Origin of the sequence: Fulvivirga lutea, from assembly GCF_017068455.1 — a bacterium.
GTDB classification, from domain to species: Bacteria; Bacteroidota; Bacteroidia; order Cytophagales; family Cyclobacteriaceae; genus Fulvivirga; species Fulvivirga lutea.
The window spans coordinates 1,887,276-1,903,364 of the sequence record NZ_CP070608.1 but is presented as its reverse complement, the minus strand read 5'-3'; the positions used below and the strand labels follow the sequence as shown (position 1 = coordinate 1,903,364).

The following is a 16,089-nucleotide window of genomic DNA, read 5'->3' as shown; positions in this document are numbered from 1 at the left end:
CTGTTAATCTACTTTAGATCAAAATTCAGTAAAACTGTATTATCTTGATCATCAACCTGTAGTTGACCATCTTTATATTTCGACCAAGGACTGTTTGCGATGTATATAAAATTATCACCGATTAAAACACCTTGTGTAGGCTCATCTAAAATTTCAAGTGCCTGATCGATCACTTCCGTGCTAACCACAGTAGATCCATCATTACTTAGGAAAAGTCGCCAAACTTTTTTTGGTGTAACTCCATTTTGAAGGGCAATAAGTGAGTTTTCGTAGAAGTAAATTCCATCGAAACCTTTGGAAATGATGTCTCCGGCAAGCTCAATTTTAACTGCTTCTTTATTTTGAATATCAATTCTGTAAAGGCCTTTAATATAATCAGCAACATATAAATACATACCATTAGAATGAAGTGTAAGGCCTTGTAACGAAAGCCCTCTATCCGAAAGGTCTTTAAAAGTAGATAAACCAGCATCAATGGAATAGTTGTAAATCGTGTTTGCCCTTCCATCTGAAATTAAAATCGAGCTGTTATCATCAAGTATTAAGTCCCCGAATAAATGTCCGCCTTGTTCATTATGTGTATTTATTACTTGCAGATCAGCATCCAGTAAAATAACTGATGAATTACCATCAACCTCCTCAGAATACCCCTTCATTTCAGGAAGTGCAGCACTGCATGCCCAAAGTTTACCTGTTTTCTCATCAAATTGTAACCCCATTACGGCATACATTTCAGGTATTGATTGGTAATCTATCCGCCCAATAATTTCTCCCTTGTTATTCACACAAACAATAGCCCTTTCATGAACGCCACCTAGATAAAATACTTTTCTTTCAGGATTGTAAGTAATAGCCTCCGGGTGAAACGAACCCAAGTCCAGTTCTATATAAGCTTTACTATTCATGCTGCTTTGCAATAGGCTTTGCTGAAGTTGAATAAGGTCATCATAAAAACCTGTTGTATTAAATTCCTGAAAAACAGAATCTTCAAGAATTTCGAGATTTGCATCCATCATCAGCTTTATTCTCAAAGTTTCATTGAGTTCTTTCCACTTATTATTTAACGCTTGAGCTTTAGCCAAATGATGAATTAATGTAGGATGATAAGGTCTGATTATGTCAGCTCTTTCAAAACTCTTTAGATAAAGTGTAGTATCTCCATTTTTTAATGCTGCTCTTCCCTGATCATAGTAAAATTGGAGACTGTCTTGAGAGAAAGACAACATACTGCTCAATACAAATACAACAGATAAAATATTTTTCATTGTGATAAAGTCTTGTTTATCATTTATTTACAAAACTTTCTGCCAAATTCGGCACAATAAGAATTGAATTCCACTAAATATGATGTAACTACTTTGATTGGTGAATCTTGTAAAATTATCATATAAACATCAATTAATTTCATGGCATAAGCGCATGATGCTATATGATTTGCTCAATATTTGAGGTTAGGTTACTAATTTTTAAATTATTGTTAGATGATTAAATTGAGTAACTTACTTAACTAATTCCTATCGATCAGAACTATTTAAATGGTTAAATCATTGAAACTGGTTCTGTTATGAGACTTACAATTCTACGCTGCTTAATCTTATTACCCTTACTTTTCGGATGCGATGATGATAGTGATGAGATGGCGCCTAATAATACCATTCCTGACCCTACAGAAGAAGTACCTGACGAGCCGGACTTACTTGAACCTACTGCATCTTGTGAAGTGATTGGGCAATTAGAGTTTGATCAGTGGGTATCAGATATATGGGGATATAGTGAAAATGACGAGAATTATGTGCTAATAGGTTTTGGTGCAGAAGGTTTAATTAATGATACTACTGGTGTTTATATTGTAAACGTAGGTGATCCAACTCAGCCTTCACTTGTGAAAAAATTCAACAATGTTGGGGGTTGGGATATTAAAACCTACCAGAACTATATGTACACGGTGAACGGAGTCGAAGAGGCCAAAGGAAGCGTGGTAGATTTGTCCGATCCAAGTAATCCTGTAAAGGTTGGTGAATTTGATGGAGCTCATAACATATTCATTTCTAATGGCTTACTGACCGCATCCCTACCAGGAATAAAAATATACGACATTAAAACAGACCCAACTAACCCTAGGTTGCTATGGACGGGTGGGCCATTAGATTCTGGCCATGAAGCCATGATAAAAGGTGATACTTTATTCGATTTTCACGGCAGTGAAGGAACTAAAATTTATGATATATCTGATCCTACAAAACCCGTTGCCATTGGTTATATAGAATCTCTCTTAATTAGGTTCCATCATAGCGGCTGGGTGACCAAAGATGGTAATTACTTGGTAATTAATGACGAACGACCGGCTGGTAGCGCGGAACTAGGAGACGACTTTACTGTTTGGGATATTTCCGATATAGCTCAACCTGTTCTTAAATACAAATACAAAGATCTAGCTTCTACCTTGCATAATGTACATATAGTTAACTATACTGCATATTTCTCTTATTATTCAGCCGGCTTACGAGCCTTTGATTTTCGAGACCCAGAGAATCCTGTTTTAATTTGCGAATACGATACTGATCCTGAAATTAGTGGCAAAGGCTATTTTCTTGGTGCATTTGGGGTATATGCCTTATCAGATAAACCTTATGTATATATTAGTGATGTGAAAAATGGATTATTTATTTTTGATAAGTAGATGGGTTAGATGCCCTCCATTCTCGCAATAATCCTGTCCATTTTACAGCAGAAATACTATCCTGAATAAGCCTTTTATTTTCTGAATCATAAACCTCTGCAAGCCGTAAACTATCATTTACAGCCAAACATGCAATGGCAGGTTCCAGATAAGGTTTATAGGATATCTCATTTTTGGGCTGATATAACTGCAACTTAATCAACCCACTCTTATCGATTATATATGTATTTACGCTTTCCCAACCAGGATATTTGATAAGTTTTGAAAAATCGTTTTCCTCCTTTGATCTTAGAATTACGGTATCACTTGACAATTTAATAAACTCAAGAATTTGTCTGTCTGGATTAAGCGCATAATCCCATCTTAAAAGCTCTGCTAGCTTGGATTTACTCATACCCTTTCCCTTTACCGAACCAAAATACAATTGATAGTCTTCCGCTAAATATGCTAAATGTTGAGATCGGGAAGTTGTGTTATAAAATTGATTAAGAATTAATTGATTTCTATTAGACTCATTAGAAGAACAGTCAAGTGTAGAAAGAGTAATTAGGAATAATAGGTAACGATTAATCATACACAAATTTCCATTCCCCTGTTTTTTGGCGCTTCCAGACTGTGTGAAAAATACCGGCACTTTCTATTGATTGACCGGTGGTATCTTTGGCCGAGAATGTAAACTGACCATAGGTATATGCCATATCACCTGATTCTGAGACATCAATAAACTCCGGCTGCCACTGTAATTGAACCTCTCGTAAAGTTTGGCTATCAAAATATTCTTCAATTTCTTTTTTGCCTTGAAAAACCCTACCTCTTCTGTTGATAACGCCATCTTCGGCAACAAACTCCAAAAATGCCGCTTTAACACCCTCTTTAGCTGCCATATCATTAAACGATTTTTCTACGCTTTCTATTTGTTGGACAAAATCAGCTTCACTTTGCTTTTCTGCATCATTACATGATAAAACAATAAGCAATCCAATCAATAGGTATAGATTTTTCATAATTCTCATTTTTAACAAGTCTAAGTGAAGGCGATAAATTTCATTATTCTGAAGTATGAATTTTAATCATGAGAGATGTGATTATTATTCATTTATGAGGATTGTAAAGATTTTAAATTTAAAACTCACTTAAAATAAAATCGATCACAGCATCTTTTCCATTAAAATAATCCTGCGCACTTGGTTCTAAATAAATATCAGGGGCAATCCAAGGCCTTTTATCCAACGAATTATTTGCACCTGGTTGATGATATCTGTTAGATATGACCAAGTATAAATTAGTGTAAGGCAAGTTTAGCACATTACTTTCACCAATAAAATTGGGGCTACACCCTGTTGGTTCTCCAACAAAAATTGCATTTGAGTGATATTCAATATCTCCAACAAGGTTAATAGCCGCTGAATAAGTATTACGTCCAATAAGTACAATTAAATTTTCATTGCTCAATTGATCAGACCGTTTTATTAGCCCATGAAGTAAAAACTTGTTATACTCCGAATTACCTCCTCCACAATGCCTTAAATCAATTACTAACTTAGAGCATTTGAGTGAATCGAATTCGCGAAGAGCCTCATTGACAAAAGCCTTAAAAGTTCGCTTATCATTATTTAGGATATATTTTATGTTCACATAAAATATTGAATCATTCAAGGCCGAGTATCCGAAATCCTCATAATTATTCAGTCTAATTTTGCTATCGGGAAGTTCGTATTTATATGGATATTTGATTTGACTTTCTATTTTTTCAATATGATAAAAAGGGACATGAAAAGACTGACTATCTGATTCAAAATTAAGAATAACAGAGTTATCCAATATTTGAGCACCTACCTCTTCTAACACTTCTCGCAAGACCATAAATCTTGGTGTTATTTTCTTATGATGCTGCAAGTTTTCATGACCTGCATACACAATTGAATGACCAAATATTTCATGAACTGATAGCCCGCCTATACTCACTAATTTTTTGCCAATTAGATCAGAAAATTCATCAGTAGCCGCATTGACAAAAAAACCTTCCTTGAATTGATACAAACTAATCGGAAGCTGGTGAAATGCATAATCTCCTTCCTCCGGATAAACTAACTTTGTATGACCGTCACCAGCCAGTGCTGCTAGTTTAATCAGCTCTAAAATAAATTCATGATCAGAATATTTTTGGACATTATTGATTACAGCATTTAACCGAGCTTCCCAAATTTCCTTGCTCGTTTTAGAATAAATATTATAGTGTATAGATTGCAATTTCTCTACCATAAAATTAAGATCCGCTAGACGCCTGTCAACCTTTTCACTTACTTCAGGGTATAATCCAAAATACTTTTTAAATCGAGGGTCAGAATTTATAGCCTCAAAAAAAATACTAGTCTTCAGCCTACGATAATCAGGCCATTTAAAGTCATAAACAGAACGGTCGAGCCAGTAAAATGCCGAATCTGGTTTATTCAAAGACATATAATTTGCAGCCAGGTAATAGCAATAAATGTCTGGCCATTTTCCATATTTTAAAGCCTCCTTTAATAAATTATTAGAAGATAAAAAATCGCCTGTTGATCTTAAAGACAAGGCTCCTTTGATAAGATATTCAGAGTTATAGGGATTATCTTCAGATAGTGCTATAAATAGTTGCCCTGCCTTGTCGTAAGATTTATTATAGTAATTATTAGTAGCAGATTCTCTCGTAGCCAGATTTTGAGAAAAACTTGATGTAATCATTACAATGCACAAAAGGCCGAATAAATATCTTATCTGATTTTTTTTCATACCCGAGATTATTGATAATTACGGAATCATTCAATTTCTATTAGTTTATTTCATATCATAGATGAATAAATCAAATATTATAATGCCTTTTTAAATGGAAATAAGGCACCTCAAATTAGTAGTAGAAGTATCCAAGCAAGGAAGCCTGACGAAAGCCTCAGAAACTCTTTTTGTATCTCAGTCAGCGTTAAGTCATCAATTAAAGGAACTGGAATCTGAATTAGGTATTGTTATTTTCAACCGTGTTAATAACCGACTGGAACTTACAAATAGTGGTGAAGTTTTCAGACAATATGCCCAGAAAATAATTCAACAACTGACGGAGTTGGAAAATGCCGTAAAGCATGGTTCTGAAGGTCGGTTAATAAAAATTCGATTTACACAGGAAGCTTACACTTCATACCAATGGATAACAGAAATATTGAAAGAAGTAAACAAATTATACCCATCTGCAGAGGTTAACCTGATAACAGAATCACCAAAAAAACCATTGAAATTACTACGCGATGGAAAAACTGATTTTGCCCTAATGGTTTTCGAGCCATTTGATTCAATGTATGACTCAGTGCCCCTTTTCAAAGATGAACTTGTGCTAATAATCAATAGAAATAACCCAATAGCTACTGCAGACTGGATTGACACAAATTTAATTAATACCCAAACAGTGATTACCCATGCCGGCCCTGATGAGCGACACATGATATTCGAAAAGGCCGGGCTATTTAAAGACCTTGAGCCAAAAAAATTCATTCAGATGGAATTTACAGAGGCCGCCATAGATATGGTTAAAAATGATCTTGGTGTAGCTATTATGTCTAAGTGGGCGGTACAGTCTTATCTCAATGAAGCATTAAAAATCATTCGAATAACTAAAACAGGAATTTATCGAAACTGGCATTTGGTAAGCCTCAAACATAGTGAATTGTCGGAACCACACATAAAATTTAAAAGCCTGGTAATTGAAGCACTTTCTGAAAAATAATTTCATCTCCACATTTCACGAATCAGGAGTTTGAGAGCTACAAACAGCTGTAAGATTGCTCAAAAAAACTCATGAAAAAATTAACATCATCCATTTTAGTATTATTAATCAGCTGTTCTGCATGGGCTCAGTTTCATACCATGAAAATACCACAGGCAAGTCCAAAAGTAGTTGAAACACAAACATTGGGAATTACAGATATCACCGTTGAATATAGCTCCCCGGCAGTAAGAGGGCGTGATGTTTGGTCCGATGTGATTGGTTCTTATTCAGATCCTAATCTGGCTTGGAGAGCTGGAGCCAATATGAACACTCGCATCAAATTTTCAACGGATGTGATGATAGAAGGACAACCACTGAAAGCTGGCAGCTATGGCTTTCACATTGATACCAAAGAAGATGCTCCGTGGACTTTAATGTTTGCCCACCACGATAACCAATGGGGAAGTTATTACTTAGATAAAGACAAGCATGTTGCACTAAAAGTGGAGGTAACTCCAACAACATGCCCACCTTCAGAACAACTAGATTATGAATTCATTAATCGATCTGAAAACGCACTTACAGTTGCATTAGAATGGGGCGAGAAAAGAATCCCGTTTGAAGTGTCTGTTGATTTAAACAAAACTGTAGTTGATAATTTCCGATACGAATTGCTAGGTATTAACACTTACCGATGGGAAGCATGGAATGATGCCGCAAACTGGTGTTTGAATCACAATACAAACCTTGAGGAGGCTTTAGAGTGGGCAAATAGATCAATTAATGGTGGCTACAATGGTTTTGCGGCTAATAAGAATGTAACTAACATGACCACAAAAGCTCGTCTGCTTCAGGCTCTAAACAAAGCCGATGAACTAAAAAGCGCTATTTCAGAATTGAAAGCCATGAATATGACTGCCTATGAAGCCAATGGACTGGGAATGTTCCTTCTAAGAAACAATATGCCAAATGATGCCTTTGAAGTGTCAAATAACGCACTAAAGGCCAGTCCGGATACCTGGTATTTAAAACTAAACAGAGGATTGAGCTATTATTTCCTAGGTAAGAAAAAATCTGCTCTGAAAGACTTAGAGTCTATACAAACTACTGCCCCTGAAGGTTTTAGAGGCAGATTAGCCGAAATAAAGAATGAAGTAGAACAAGGAACTTATAAGATTCCAGGTACTTAAGCTGATTGTAAGATTTGGGTTTGTTGGAAGGCCTTTGGACTTTGACCTGTGTACTTCTTAAATGCTGCATAAAATGCAGAAGGAGTGTTAAAACCAGCGTCATAGGCCAGGGCCTCTACCTTTATATCATCACCTAAACACAGTTTTTCCTTTACCTCCTCTACCCTGAAAGAATTGATGGCATCAGGGAAAGATTTATCATATAACTCTTTCACTGCCCGCGTAATTAAATAGGCCGGCACCTCCAATTCTTCAGATATCTGGGTAATTGTAATTCCCTGAGTTCTGTAAATTGCCCTTTCTTCAAATGCCATTTTAACTTTATCGATCACTTCTTGAGAAGCTTCTACCCTCATAGTGGGTGTAAAAACCAAAGGCGATTGCAAGGCTTGAAAGAAAATGTAATACAGAGGAATTGCTGCTATACCAGAACCGATAGCATAGCCCATTAATGAGTTCGCTAAATGTTGAAACACAAATGATAGCAAAACCAAGGTAACTGTTGCCAAAAGCTTTACATGCCACGACTTCAGTTTATCATTATCTGTTTTTTGAATGTAAACAGTCCTCCAGGAAAGCAGCACATATATAAAACTAAAAGCTGTCCCAGATTGATAAAAAAGAGAATCTAATGGTGTATTGAAAACAAAGTAACAGCCTATTGCACCAATGATTGGAAGCATTGCGTGCATCAAATGCATCTTCTTTGGTTTGAACTCTGCCTCACCGGAAGACACGTATAAATAGGTTAAAACTCCAATGCTGGCGAGGCCTAAAAAACCAATAGCCAAACCAATGGCTGCCATATCTCTAAGTATAAAAAAGGCTATTGATTTGCCTACTCTTAATGCGATAGCAAGAAAAATAAAGCCCAGCAGTCTATTTTTAAGAACTTGCTCTTTTCTGATGAATATTAAATAAGCAGCCAGAAAAATTCCGGTGGCTACCGCCACGCCTGCAAATACACCGAGCAAACCGAATTGATTCATTTGTTGAGGTCTTGAAACTGTAACTACGTTAATTATGAATGTTAGGTTTTATGCTCAAATTCGTTACTCCGACCTCAAAGATTTCACCGGATTAGCTAAAGCAGCCGCTATTGATTGATAACTTACTGTGAACAACCCAATGGCTAACGCGATAACCCCCGCAGCAATAAACGTAATGAGAGCTGAACCATCAAGTAACTCGATTTTATATTGAAAATCACCTATCCAGCTTTTTACGGCCAAATAAGAAAGCGGAAAAGCAATGACATTAGCAACCACGATGAGTAGTACAAATTCTTTTGATAGAAGCACTACGGCCTGCTTCACACTTGACCCTAACACTTTCCGGATTCCAATTTCTTTCCTTCTCTGCTCCGCCATGTATGCCGAAAGACCAAATAACCCGAGGCATGCTATAAATATTGCCAACCAGGTAAAGTTCATCACTAACACTGAAAATTCTTCATCAGCCTGAAACATTTGAGCGAACTCTTCATCAAAAAATTGATACTCAAAAGGATAGTCGGGGTACACCTCATTCCAAACACCGGCTACCTGAGAAACTGTTTCACTTATATCCGATTTAATTCTCATAGAGATATTGCCATTAGGGCCAGGATTGTAAAACATTATTAACGGTTCGATGGCATGGCGCATCGAAGCGAAATGGAAGTTTTTAACTACCCCAACTATTGTGCGCTCCTGATCATTGCCCATTGTTAGCTTTTTTCCAACAGCCTCATCCCAGCCAACCTGTTCTACAAATGCCTCATTCACAATAATTGCTTCCTGCTGATCTGTACCAAACTCCTGAGAGTAATTTCTGCCTTCCACTATTTCCATACCCATTACTTCAAGGTAATTCTCATCAAAAGACAATGCACTTACAATCCAGTTTTCTTCATCTTCAGGTACACCTTCAGGAGTTACTCCGGTTCTTCCAAATGTTCTTCCAGGCATGTTATTAGACATAGAAACAGCGGATATTTGATCGTATTGAACTAACTTATCCCTGAATGCCTGCATATTCTGGCTCAATCCGGGATCGTTCATTTGAATGGTGAGCACCTGATCCTGAGAGAATCCAAGATTTTTATTTTTGATAAATTCTAACTGTTTTGTGATGAAAAGAGTAGCAATTATTAAAGTCACCGATGCCACAAATTGTATTACCACCAAGATCTTTCGTAATAGAATACCACTCTTGCTAGTCTGAAACTTACCTCGCAAAATATTCACTGAATTGAAATTAGATAACACAAAAGCTGGGTAAATGCCTGCTAAAACACCAATGGCCAGCGTAATAAGTACAATCGTGATTAACAAACCCGGGCTAGACAATAGATGTAGCAAAATGTTACCTTCAAAACCAAGGTTCATGTAAGGAGAGCCCAATAAACAAAGTACTAGCGCTATGATTAGCGATATGAAACACAATAAAATAGATTCGCCCAAATGCTGACTCACCAACGATTGCTTTTGCGCACCCATCACTTTTCTAACTCCTACTTCTTTGGCTCTTGTAGATGATTTGGCTGTAGCCAGATTCATAAAATTGAAAGCCGCAATAAGTATCACAAATAGTGCAATGGCCGATAATGAGTATACATAAACTATATCTCCTTTATTCGCATTATTCCCATCGAATAAGATTCCGGATGATTTTAAATGAGCATCTGCCAATGGTTGCAGTTTGGTAATCCAAAAATCAGGCACATCATTCGAATGGGCTAATTCATTCATTTTACGCTCTACAGATTCTGCATTAGAAGGATCATTAATTTTAATGTAGCCTAGCATGCCCAAGCCGGCCCAGCCATTAAGGTATTGGGCCAAAGACGAATCTGCCTGAGTCGGATAAATTGACATGAGTAAATCCAGCTCTAAATGACTCTTTTCTTCCGAGTCTTTCATTACCCCAACTACTTCCCAATCTTCCTCATCAATTCTAAGTAACTTACCGATGGCCCTATCCGTTTTAAATGTCTTTTGAGCTAATGATTCAGTCATGATAAGTTTTCTGGGAGCATTAAAACGCGCAGTATCACTACCCTCAATTAAAGGGAAATTGAAAAGCTCGAAAAAACTACTCTCTCCATACTTCGCGTTTTCTGCATAGGTAACATCATCCCCATTTTCCATCCGCGTTCTTCCATTATTAAGCATTCTGGTAGAAGCAGTAATTTCTGAAAGGTTGTTTTTTGCTTCAACTGTCATTATTGGATTGGTAATACCTACATTGTTACTAGAAACACCCAAGGCCTCATCAATGGTGGTTACACGATAAATTTTCTCATAATCGTTATGGAAAGTATCATAGCTCAGTTCAACCTGGACGTAAACGAAAATCATGATGAAACAGGCAAGACCAATGGAAAGGCCTGCTATATTAATGATTGTTGCACTCTTGTTTTTGGAGAACCCTCGTAGGGCTACCTTGATATAATTTTTAAGCATATTTTGAGTTGTTGACCTGTGTAAATCTATCTATTTGATCTGAGTTAAATAGTTATTTAACATCCTTTAACACTAATTAACGAGAACCCTTATTGAATGCACGTTGAAATTATACGAAAGGGTTTTTGGCTCATTGCAATGGAAAGCAGCAGCCTTAAACAATTACTTCACCACTCAAATAAAACTCCTAAGAGGATTATAAAATAAATTGAATTTTAGCCCCGTGAAAAATATAATTCTACTACTTATTAGCACAATCTCATGGAGCTGCCAAAGCCAGAGCGCAACTGAAGAGCTATCTCCCGGTTATGTCAGGTCAGTAGTGGATAAAATAGGTGAAGCATTTGAAGAGGGGTACGTATTTGCTGAGAAGGGACAGAAAGTAAAACAGCAGCTTTCTAAAAACTTTGATTCAGGCGAATATTCAGGGCTGCAAAGCCATGATGAGCTGGCGCAAAGAATTAAAGAACATATTTTTGACATCTGCGAAGACAAACATGTTCAAGTCAATTATTTAGGCAATAAATCAGGTGCATCATATCAGGAAGGTAGCCGGGGCGATGACTTTATGAACAGTTTTAAAAACTTTGGCTTTACTAAGGCTGATGTTCTAAAGAATAATATTGGTTATATCAAACTGGATATATTTTACCCCATTTACAATAACAGACTTGCGGAGCAAACAGCAAGTGAAGCAATGCAAAAAATGGCCGATACCAAAGCTCTAATTTTTGACTTACGGGAATGTAGAGGTGGCAGCCCTGACATGCTCAATTATCTTATTAGCTACTTATATCCACCAAACAGCAATGTTCATTTAAACACATTCTATTACCGACCCACAGATTACACACGCAATACTTATACCCATGATCGGATAAAAGGAAAACGATTAGCAGATACTCCTGTATATGTACTAACAAGTGGCAAGACTTTTTCTTGTGGCGAGGAATTTTCGTATGATCTAAAGCATTTAGAAAGGGCTACACTTATTGGAGAAATAACGGGAGGTGGTGCTCACCCTATAGAACCTGTTAAGATTGATGATAACTTCGAAATCAACCTACCAATGGGCAGGGCCATTAACCCTATTACCGGCACAAATTGGGAAGGCGTTGGTGTGATACCGCATCATGAAATACCAGCCGATTTAGCATTAAATAAAGTACTCGAATTAATAAATAAGGAATGAAAACAATCAAATGTCTGGCAATACTATTTATTGCCGTATGCACAACGTATGCACAGGAAAACCTGCATTATACTATCAATTTAAATGATCAAACGGACGATACTTTTAAGGTTCTACTATCAGTAAATAGTTTAAGTCAGGAAGATTCTATTTACCAGTTCGCTTCCACAGCTCCGGGCACTTATCAAATTGAAGATATAGGTCGCTTTGTTAAAAATTTTGAAGTCTTTGATAAAAATGGGAAGCAACTATCAACCCTTAAAAAATCTGTAAATCAGTATCGAATTTCTGAGCCGTCAAAGGTAAGCACAATCAGCTACGAAGTATCTGACACATGGGACACCCCGGTAAAAGTAAATCCAGTTTATAAAATGGCCGGTTCTTCATTGGAAACAGATCATGCGTTAATTAATGCACATTGTATGATTGGCTTCCCTATTACTCGCCAAGCTGAGGCTGTTTCAATGGAACTAATTTACCCCGAAAATTGGGTTGTAGGCACAGCACTAAACAAGAATGATAACGGCTATTTTGTAGCAAATTCCTTCGATCATTTAATTGACTCACCTATTCTTTTGGGAAATTTAACTCAAGAATCAGTGATAATTGGCAATACGAAAATAGAAGTTTATACCTATTCCAAAACTGGTTTGATTAAGTCGGAAATGCTATTAAACGACCTAAAAGACTTGTTAATAGCTGCAGAAAAATTCTTAAAAGGATACCCTGTAGATCGGTACACATTCCTTTTCCACTTCGAAGATGAAACAGTAGGTGCCTGGGAACATTCCTATAGCTCAGAATATGTTTATCAGGAAAGTGAATACACTGAGGCATTCTCAAATAGTATAGTATCAGTTGTAGCACATGAGTTTTTTCATATTGTTACGCCTCTAAACATCCATAGTGAAATAATTGAGCAATTCAACTTTACAAACCCAACGCCATCCGTTCATCTGTGGCTTTATGAAGGAGTAACTGAATGGGCATCAGGCATAATGCAATTGCGCGGAAACATCCTTACGCTGGAAGAATTATTAGCGGAATATCGCCAAAAACTAATTTACAACGATTATTTCGACCCGAACTACAGTTTGCAAGATTTAGCTCTCACCTCGTTCACGCCCAAAGGTGCACAGCAGTACAGTAATATATACATGAAAGGTGCAATCATAGCGGCTCTATTGGATATAAGACTGCTAGAATTATCTAAAGGCAAACAAGGTTTAAGGGAACTCATATTACAGTTAAGTGCAAAGTATGGTAAAGACAAGGCTTTTTCAGAAGAAAACTTCTTTGAAGAGATTGTGCAAATGACACACCCGGAAATAAAGGAATTTATCGATAAATACATCGTTGAGGCAGACCCTCTACCAATACAAGAGTATTTCGATAAAATAGGTATCACTTATGTGAAAAATAAAAAGGTGAAAAAAGAAAGTGGTAAAGAAGAAACGATAAAGCACTATTTCGAAGTAAATAACGATGCCACCAAAAAACAAAAGAAATTAAGGGAGCTATGGCAGAGTAACAACTGAGTTCGTTGAAGCCGGGCTGACTAGGAAAATTGTTAGAAAATTGTTAACTTTTCTTTACAACGAACCCAATCAGAATTATGAAAAAGTTAGCAATTATCCCCTTTGTTTTTTTATGTTTCACATCCTTTGGCCAAAGTACTTGGGTGATTGATGCCACCCATTCTACCGTGGAATTTGAGGTATCGCACTTAACAGTATCTTCAGTTACAGGTTATTTTACTTCATTTGAAGGCAGTATCATAACAACCAAGAAAAATGAATTTCAGGATGCTAAAGTGAGTGCCACCATTGATGTAGAAAGTGTAACAACTAACAATTTAGAGCGTGATAAACACTTAAAAGAAGACGACTTTTTCAATGCTAAGAAATACCCTACTATTAAATTCACCAGCACTTCATTTGAAAAATATGAGGACGGTTCTTACTCTTTAACGGGTGATTTAACCATTAGAGATGTTACCAAATCAGTTGATTTGGAAGTTGATTTTGGTGGAATTGTGAGTTTAAATAATATGAAGCGTGCCGGCTTCACGGCAAAAGGAACTATCAACAGATTTGATTATGGCTTAAAGTGGGATGACGCACTTGATAGCGGGGGGCTTATCGTGGGTGAAAAAGTTGATTTAATTATTAACGTAGAAGCTGTAAAAAAGTAAGCTTCTATTATAATAGATGATTTAGCTCTGCTAACTTTTTATCTGTTAATGGCTTAGAAACAAACGCCACAACGTCTGGGTTAGCAGCTACTTTTTCTTTATCTCTAGCATTATCAGAACTAGTTAAAACAATTATTTTCGTATTGTTTCTAACAATGTCATCCATTTTAGAAAACTCAAACAAAAATTTGAACCCGTCTATGATGGGCATGTTTAAATCTAGGAAAATTACATCCGGAACATCCTCCTTGGTGGCATTATTGAGGGAATCTATGGCTTGCTGAGCTGCTTGGATGTTTACAATTTCAGAGGCGAAATCATTAAATTCTAATACCTTTTGGTTAATGAAAATATCAATTTCATTATCATCAATAAGCATTACTTTTTTCTTCTGCACTTTTTCCATTATTTCCATTGCTGCTTTTTATGTGAGAGCAATAAAACGAGCGATGATAGCATTTCCAGCGATTTGAAACAACATTGAGCTGATTAAAATTACTATTTATAAAAATAATACAATTTAATGATCATTTATATATAAATAAACATAATTAAATTGCTTCGAGAATTGTGACCTGCCCAATTCATTTAGGCGTATCTTATTTGTCAAAATAATACCTCGATATGTTTTATACGCAAAAAAAATATATTAAAATTGGACATTCATTATATACAACCATAAAACATTATGAACTTAACTAAACTTGGATACATTTCTACTCTAGTTTTATTTGTCTTCTGTCTGGCATCTTGTGGTTCTGAGAAAAAGAGCGAGCAAGCAGAAAGTTCTGAGGATTTTGAAAAAGCTGAGTCAGACTTAAAAGATCAAATTCAAGAAGTAGTTTACGAGATACCATCTCCTTCAGAAATTCCATTCTTACTTGAGGCTACGGGTGCTGAATATAATGGGTCTCTAATCCACGATAATAACAGAGCTTCTGAATACACTGCCTTGAACGATAAAGCAGCACTTAACTTGGGAGTTTATGCTACAGATATTGGTTACCTAGTTTCTTATGACAAAGTGCAAGAATCTCTAACCTATATGGGAACTGCTAAAAAATTAGCTGACAACTTGGGAATCAGTGGTTCGTTTGACACAAGCTTAATTAAGAGATTTGAAAATAACTTAAGCAGAAAAGATTCATTAGCTTATCTATTGAACTCTACCATTCAAAAAACTGAAACATACTTGAGAGATGATAACAGAAACAGACTGGCATCATTGGTAGTTGCCGGCTCTTTCATCGAAGGTTTATACATCTCTACCCAGTTAATTAAAACTTATCCTAAAGATATTCTTCCTGAAGATAGCCGTAACCTAGTGCTTACTCCATTAATTAGAGTAGTACTTGAGCAGGAAAAAGCAGTACAAGATCTTAACAATTTATTAAGCAGTCTTGATTCTTCAGACCCTGTAAGTAATTTATTAACTGAACTTTCACTTCTTATTAAGAGCTATGGCGTTCTGAATATTGAGGAGCAGATTAAAAACAACAGAGCTGATCTTGTTCTAACAGATAAGACATTGGCTGAAATTACTGACAGAGTAGCTGATATGAGAGCTTCAGTGATCAAGTAAATAATAAAAATATTAAGCTTACCGAAGGGGTTGAATTTAGATTCAATCCCTTTTTTTGTAATAGCAATCAAT

At 36.3% G+C, this 16,089-nt stretch carries 14 protein-coding genes; 7 read left to right on the top strand and 7 right to left on the bottom strand.

The features are described 5' to 3' along the window. Window positions 1-8: 8 nt before the first annotated feature. Complete coding sequence (locus JR347_RS08675) at window positions 9-1,265, bottom strand: hypothetical protein (protein ID WP_205723657.1); 1,257 nt, start codon at window positions 1,263-1,265, stop codon at window positions 9-11. Window positions 1,266-1,564: 299 nt separating this feature from the next. On the opposite strand from JR347_RS08675, the gene JR347_RS08670 reads away from it, so the two are divergent. Continuing rightward, window positions 1,565-2,680, top strand: coding sequence for an LVIVD repeat-containing protein (locus tag JR347_RS08670; protein WP_205723656.1), 1,116 nt, complete (start codon window positions 1,565-1,567; stop codon window positions 2,678-2,680). Here JR347_RS08670 and JR347_RS08665 read toward each other — a convergent pair. The 3 genes from JR347_RS08665 to JR347_RS08655 all read right to left on the bottom strand — a co-directional run bounded on the left by JR347_RS08665 (window position 2,664) and on the right by JR347_RS08655 (window position 5,449). Then, window positions 2,664-3,254, bottom strand: a complete 591-nt coding sequence (locus tag JR347_RS08665) for a hypothetical protein (RefSeq protein ID WP_205723655.1) — start codon at window positions 3,252-3,254, stop codon at window positions 2,664-2,666. The genes JR347_RS08670 and JR347_RS08665 overlap by 17 nt on opposite strands. After that, a complete protein-coding gene (locus tag JR347_RS08660; RefSeq protein WP_205723654.1) occupies window positions 3,247-3,684 on the bottom strand; it encodes a YybH family protein in 438 nt (145 codons plus the stop codon). Before JR347_RS08660 ends, JR347_RS08665 begins: the two co-directional genes overlap by 8 nt. A gap of 118 nt (window positions 3,685-3,802) precedes the next feature. After that, a complete protein-coding gene (locus JR347_RS08655) occupies window positions 3,803-5,449 on the bottom strand; it encodes a S41 family peptidase (protein ID WP_205723653.1) in 1,647 nt (548 codons plus the stop codon). 94 nt (window positions 5,450-5,543) lie between these two features. On the opposite strand from JR347_RS08655, the gene JR347_RS08650 reads away from it, so the two are divergent. Together JR347_RS08650 and JR347_RS08645 are read left to right on the top strand one after the other, a co-directional pair. Next, the gene (locus JR347_RS08650) at window positions 5,544-6,431 is read left to right on the top strand and encodes a LysR family transcriptional regulator (RefSeq protein WP_205723652.1); all 888 of its coding nucleotides are present in this window, start codon (window positions 5,544-5,546) and stop codon (window positions 6,429-6,431) included. A gap of 71 nt (window positions 6,432-6,502) precedes the next feature. Then, a complete protein-coding gene (locus JR347_RS08645) occupies window positions 6,503-7,603 on the top strand; it encodes a DUF2911 domain-containing protein (RefSeq protein WP_205723651.1) in 1,101 nt (366 codons plus the stop codon). On the opposite strand, the gene JR347_RS08640 is transcribed toward JR347_RS08645, so the two are convergent. Both JR347_RS08640 and JR347_RS08635 read right to left on the bottom strand, forming a co-directional pair. Further along, complete coding sequence (locus JR347_RS08640; protein ID WP_205723650.1) at window positions 7,600-8,592, bottom strand: helix-turn-helix domain-containing protein; 993 nt, start codon at window positions 8,590-8,592, stop codon at window positions 7,600-7,602. The genes JR347_RS08645 and JR347_RS08640 overlap by 4 nt on opposite strands. A 63-nt stretch (window positions 8,593-8,655) precedes the next feature. After that, the gene (locus JR347_RS08635; protein WP_205723649.1) at window positions 8,656-11,049 is read right to left on the bottom strand and encodes an ABC transporter permease; all 2,394 of its coding nucleotides are present in this window, start codon (window positions 11,047-11,049) and stop codon (window positions 8,656-8,658) included. Between the two features lie 223 nt (window positions 11,050-11,272). On the opposite strand from JR347_RS08635, the gene JR347_RS08630 reads away from it, so the two are divergent. The 3 genes from JR347_RS08630 to JR347_RS08620 all read left to right on the top strand — a co-directional run bounded on the left by JR347_RS08630 (window position 11,273) and on the right by JR347_RS08620 (window position 14,435). Then, the gene (locus JR347_RS08630; protein ID WP_205723648.1) at window positions 11,273-12,241 is read left to right on the top strand and encodes a S41 family peptidase; all 969 of its coding nucleotides are present in this window, start codon (window positions 11,273-11,275) and stop codon (window positions 12,239-12,241) included. Next, entirely contained in the window at window positions 12,238-13,779 is a 1,542-nt protein-coding gene (locus JR347_RS08625) for a M61 family metallopeptidase (RefSeq protein ID WP_205723647.1), read from the top strand. Before JR347_RS08630 ends, JR347_RS08625 begins: the two co-directional genes overlap by 4 nt. A gap of 77 nt (window positions 13,780-13,856) precedes the next feature. Then, window positions 13,857-14,435: a YceI family protein gene (locus tag JR347_RS08620; RefSeq protein WP_205723646.1), complete on the top strand. Its 579-nt coding sequence runs from the start codon at window positions 13,857-13,859 to the stop codon at window positions 14,433-14,435. Between the two features lie 7 nt (window positions 14,436-14,442). Here JR347_RS08620 and JR347_RS08615 read toward each other — a convergent pair whose 3' ends face one another. Then, on the bottom strand, window positions 14,443-14,850 hold the full coding sequence (locus tag JR347_RS08615; protein WP_235689778.1) for a response regulator: 408 nt from the start codon (window positions 14,848-14,850) through the stop codon (window positions 14,443-14,445). Window positions 14,851-15,123: 273 nt separating this feature from the next. Between JR347_RS08615 and JR347_RS08610 the strand changes: the two genes are divergently transcribed. Further along, on the top strand, window positions 15,124-16,017 hold the full coding sequence (locus JR347_RS08610; protein ID WP_205723645.1) for a hypothetical protein: 894 nt from the start codon (window positions 15,124-15,126) through the stop codon (window positions 16,015-16,017). Window positions 16,018-16,089 lie beyond the last annotated feature (72 nt).

Coding starts and splice junctions, on each gene's coding strand:
- JR347_RS08675 (WP_205723657.1), bottom strand. CDS start 1,265: ATGAAAAATATTTTATCTGTTGTATTTGTATTGAGCAGTATGTTGTCT.
- JR347_RS08670 (WP_205723656.1), top strand. CDS start 1,565: ATGAGACTTACAATTCTACGCTGCTTAATCTTATTACCCTTACTTTTC.
- JR347_RS08665 (WP_205723655.1), bottom strand. CDS start 3,254: ATGATTAATCGTTACCTATTATTCCTAATTACTCTTTCTACACTTGAC.
- JR347_RS08660 (WP_205723654.1), bottom strand. CDS start 3,684: ATGAAAAATCTATACCTATTGATTGGATTGCTTATTGTTTTATCATGT.
- JR347_RS08655 (WP_205723653.1), bottom strand. CDS start 5,449: ATGAAAAAAAATCAGATAAGATATTTATTCGGCCTTTTGTGCATTGTA.
- JR347_RS08650 (WP_205723652.1), top strand. CDS start 5,544: ATGGAAATAAGGCACCTCAAATTAGTAGTAGAAGTATCCAAGCAAGGA.
- JR347_RS08645 (WP_205723651.1), top strand. CDS start 6,503: ATGAAAAAATTAACATCATCCATTTTAGTATTATTAATCAGCTGTTCT.
- JR347_RS08640 (WP_205723650.1), bottom strand. CDS start 8,592: ATGAATCAATTCGGTTTGCTCGGTGTATTTGCAGGCGTGGCGGTAGCC.
- JR347_RS08635 (WP_205723649.1), bottom strand. CDS start 11,049: ATGCTTAAAAATTATATCAAGGTAGCCCTACGAGGGTTCTCCAAAAAC.
- JR347_RS08625 (WP_205723647.1), top strand. CDS start 12,238: ATGAAAACAATCAAATGTCTGGCAATACTATTTATTGCCGTATGCACA.
- JR347_RS08620 (WP_205723646.1), top strand. CDS start 13,857: ATGAAAAAGTTAGCAATTATCCCCTTTGTTTTTTTATGTTTCACATCC.
- JR347_RS08615 (WP_235689778.1), bottom strand. CDS start 14,850: ATGGAAATAATGGAAAAAGTGCAGAAGAAAAAAGTAATGCTTATTGAT.
- JR347_RS08610 (WP_205723645.1), top strand. CDS start 15,124: ATGAACTTAACTAAACTTGGATACATTTCTACTCTAGTTTTATTTGTC.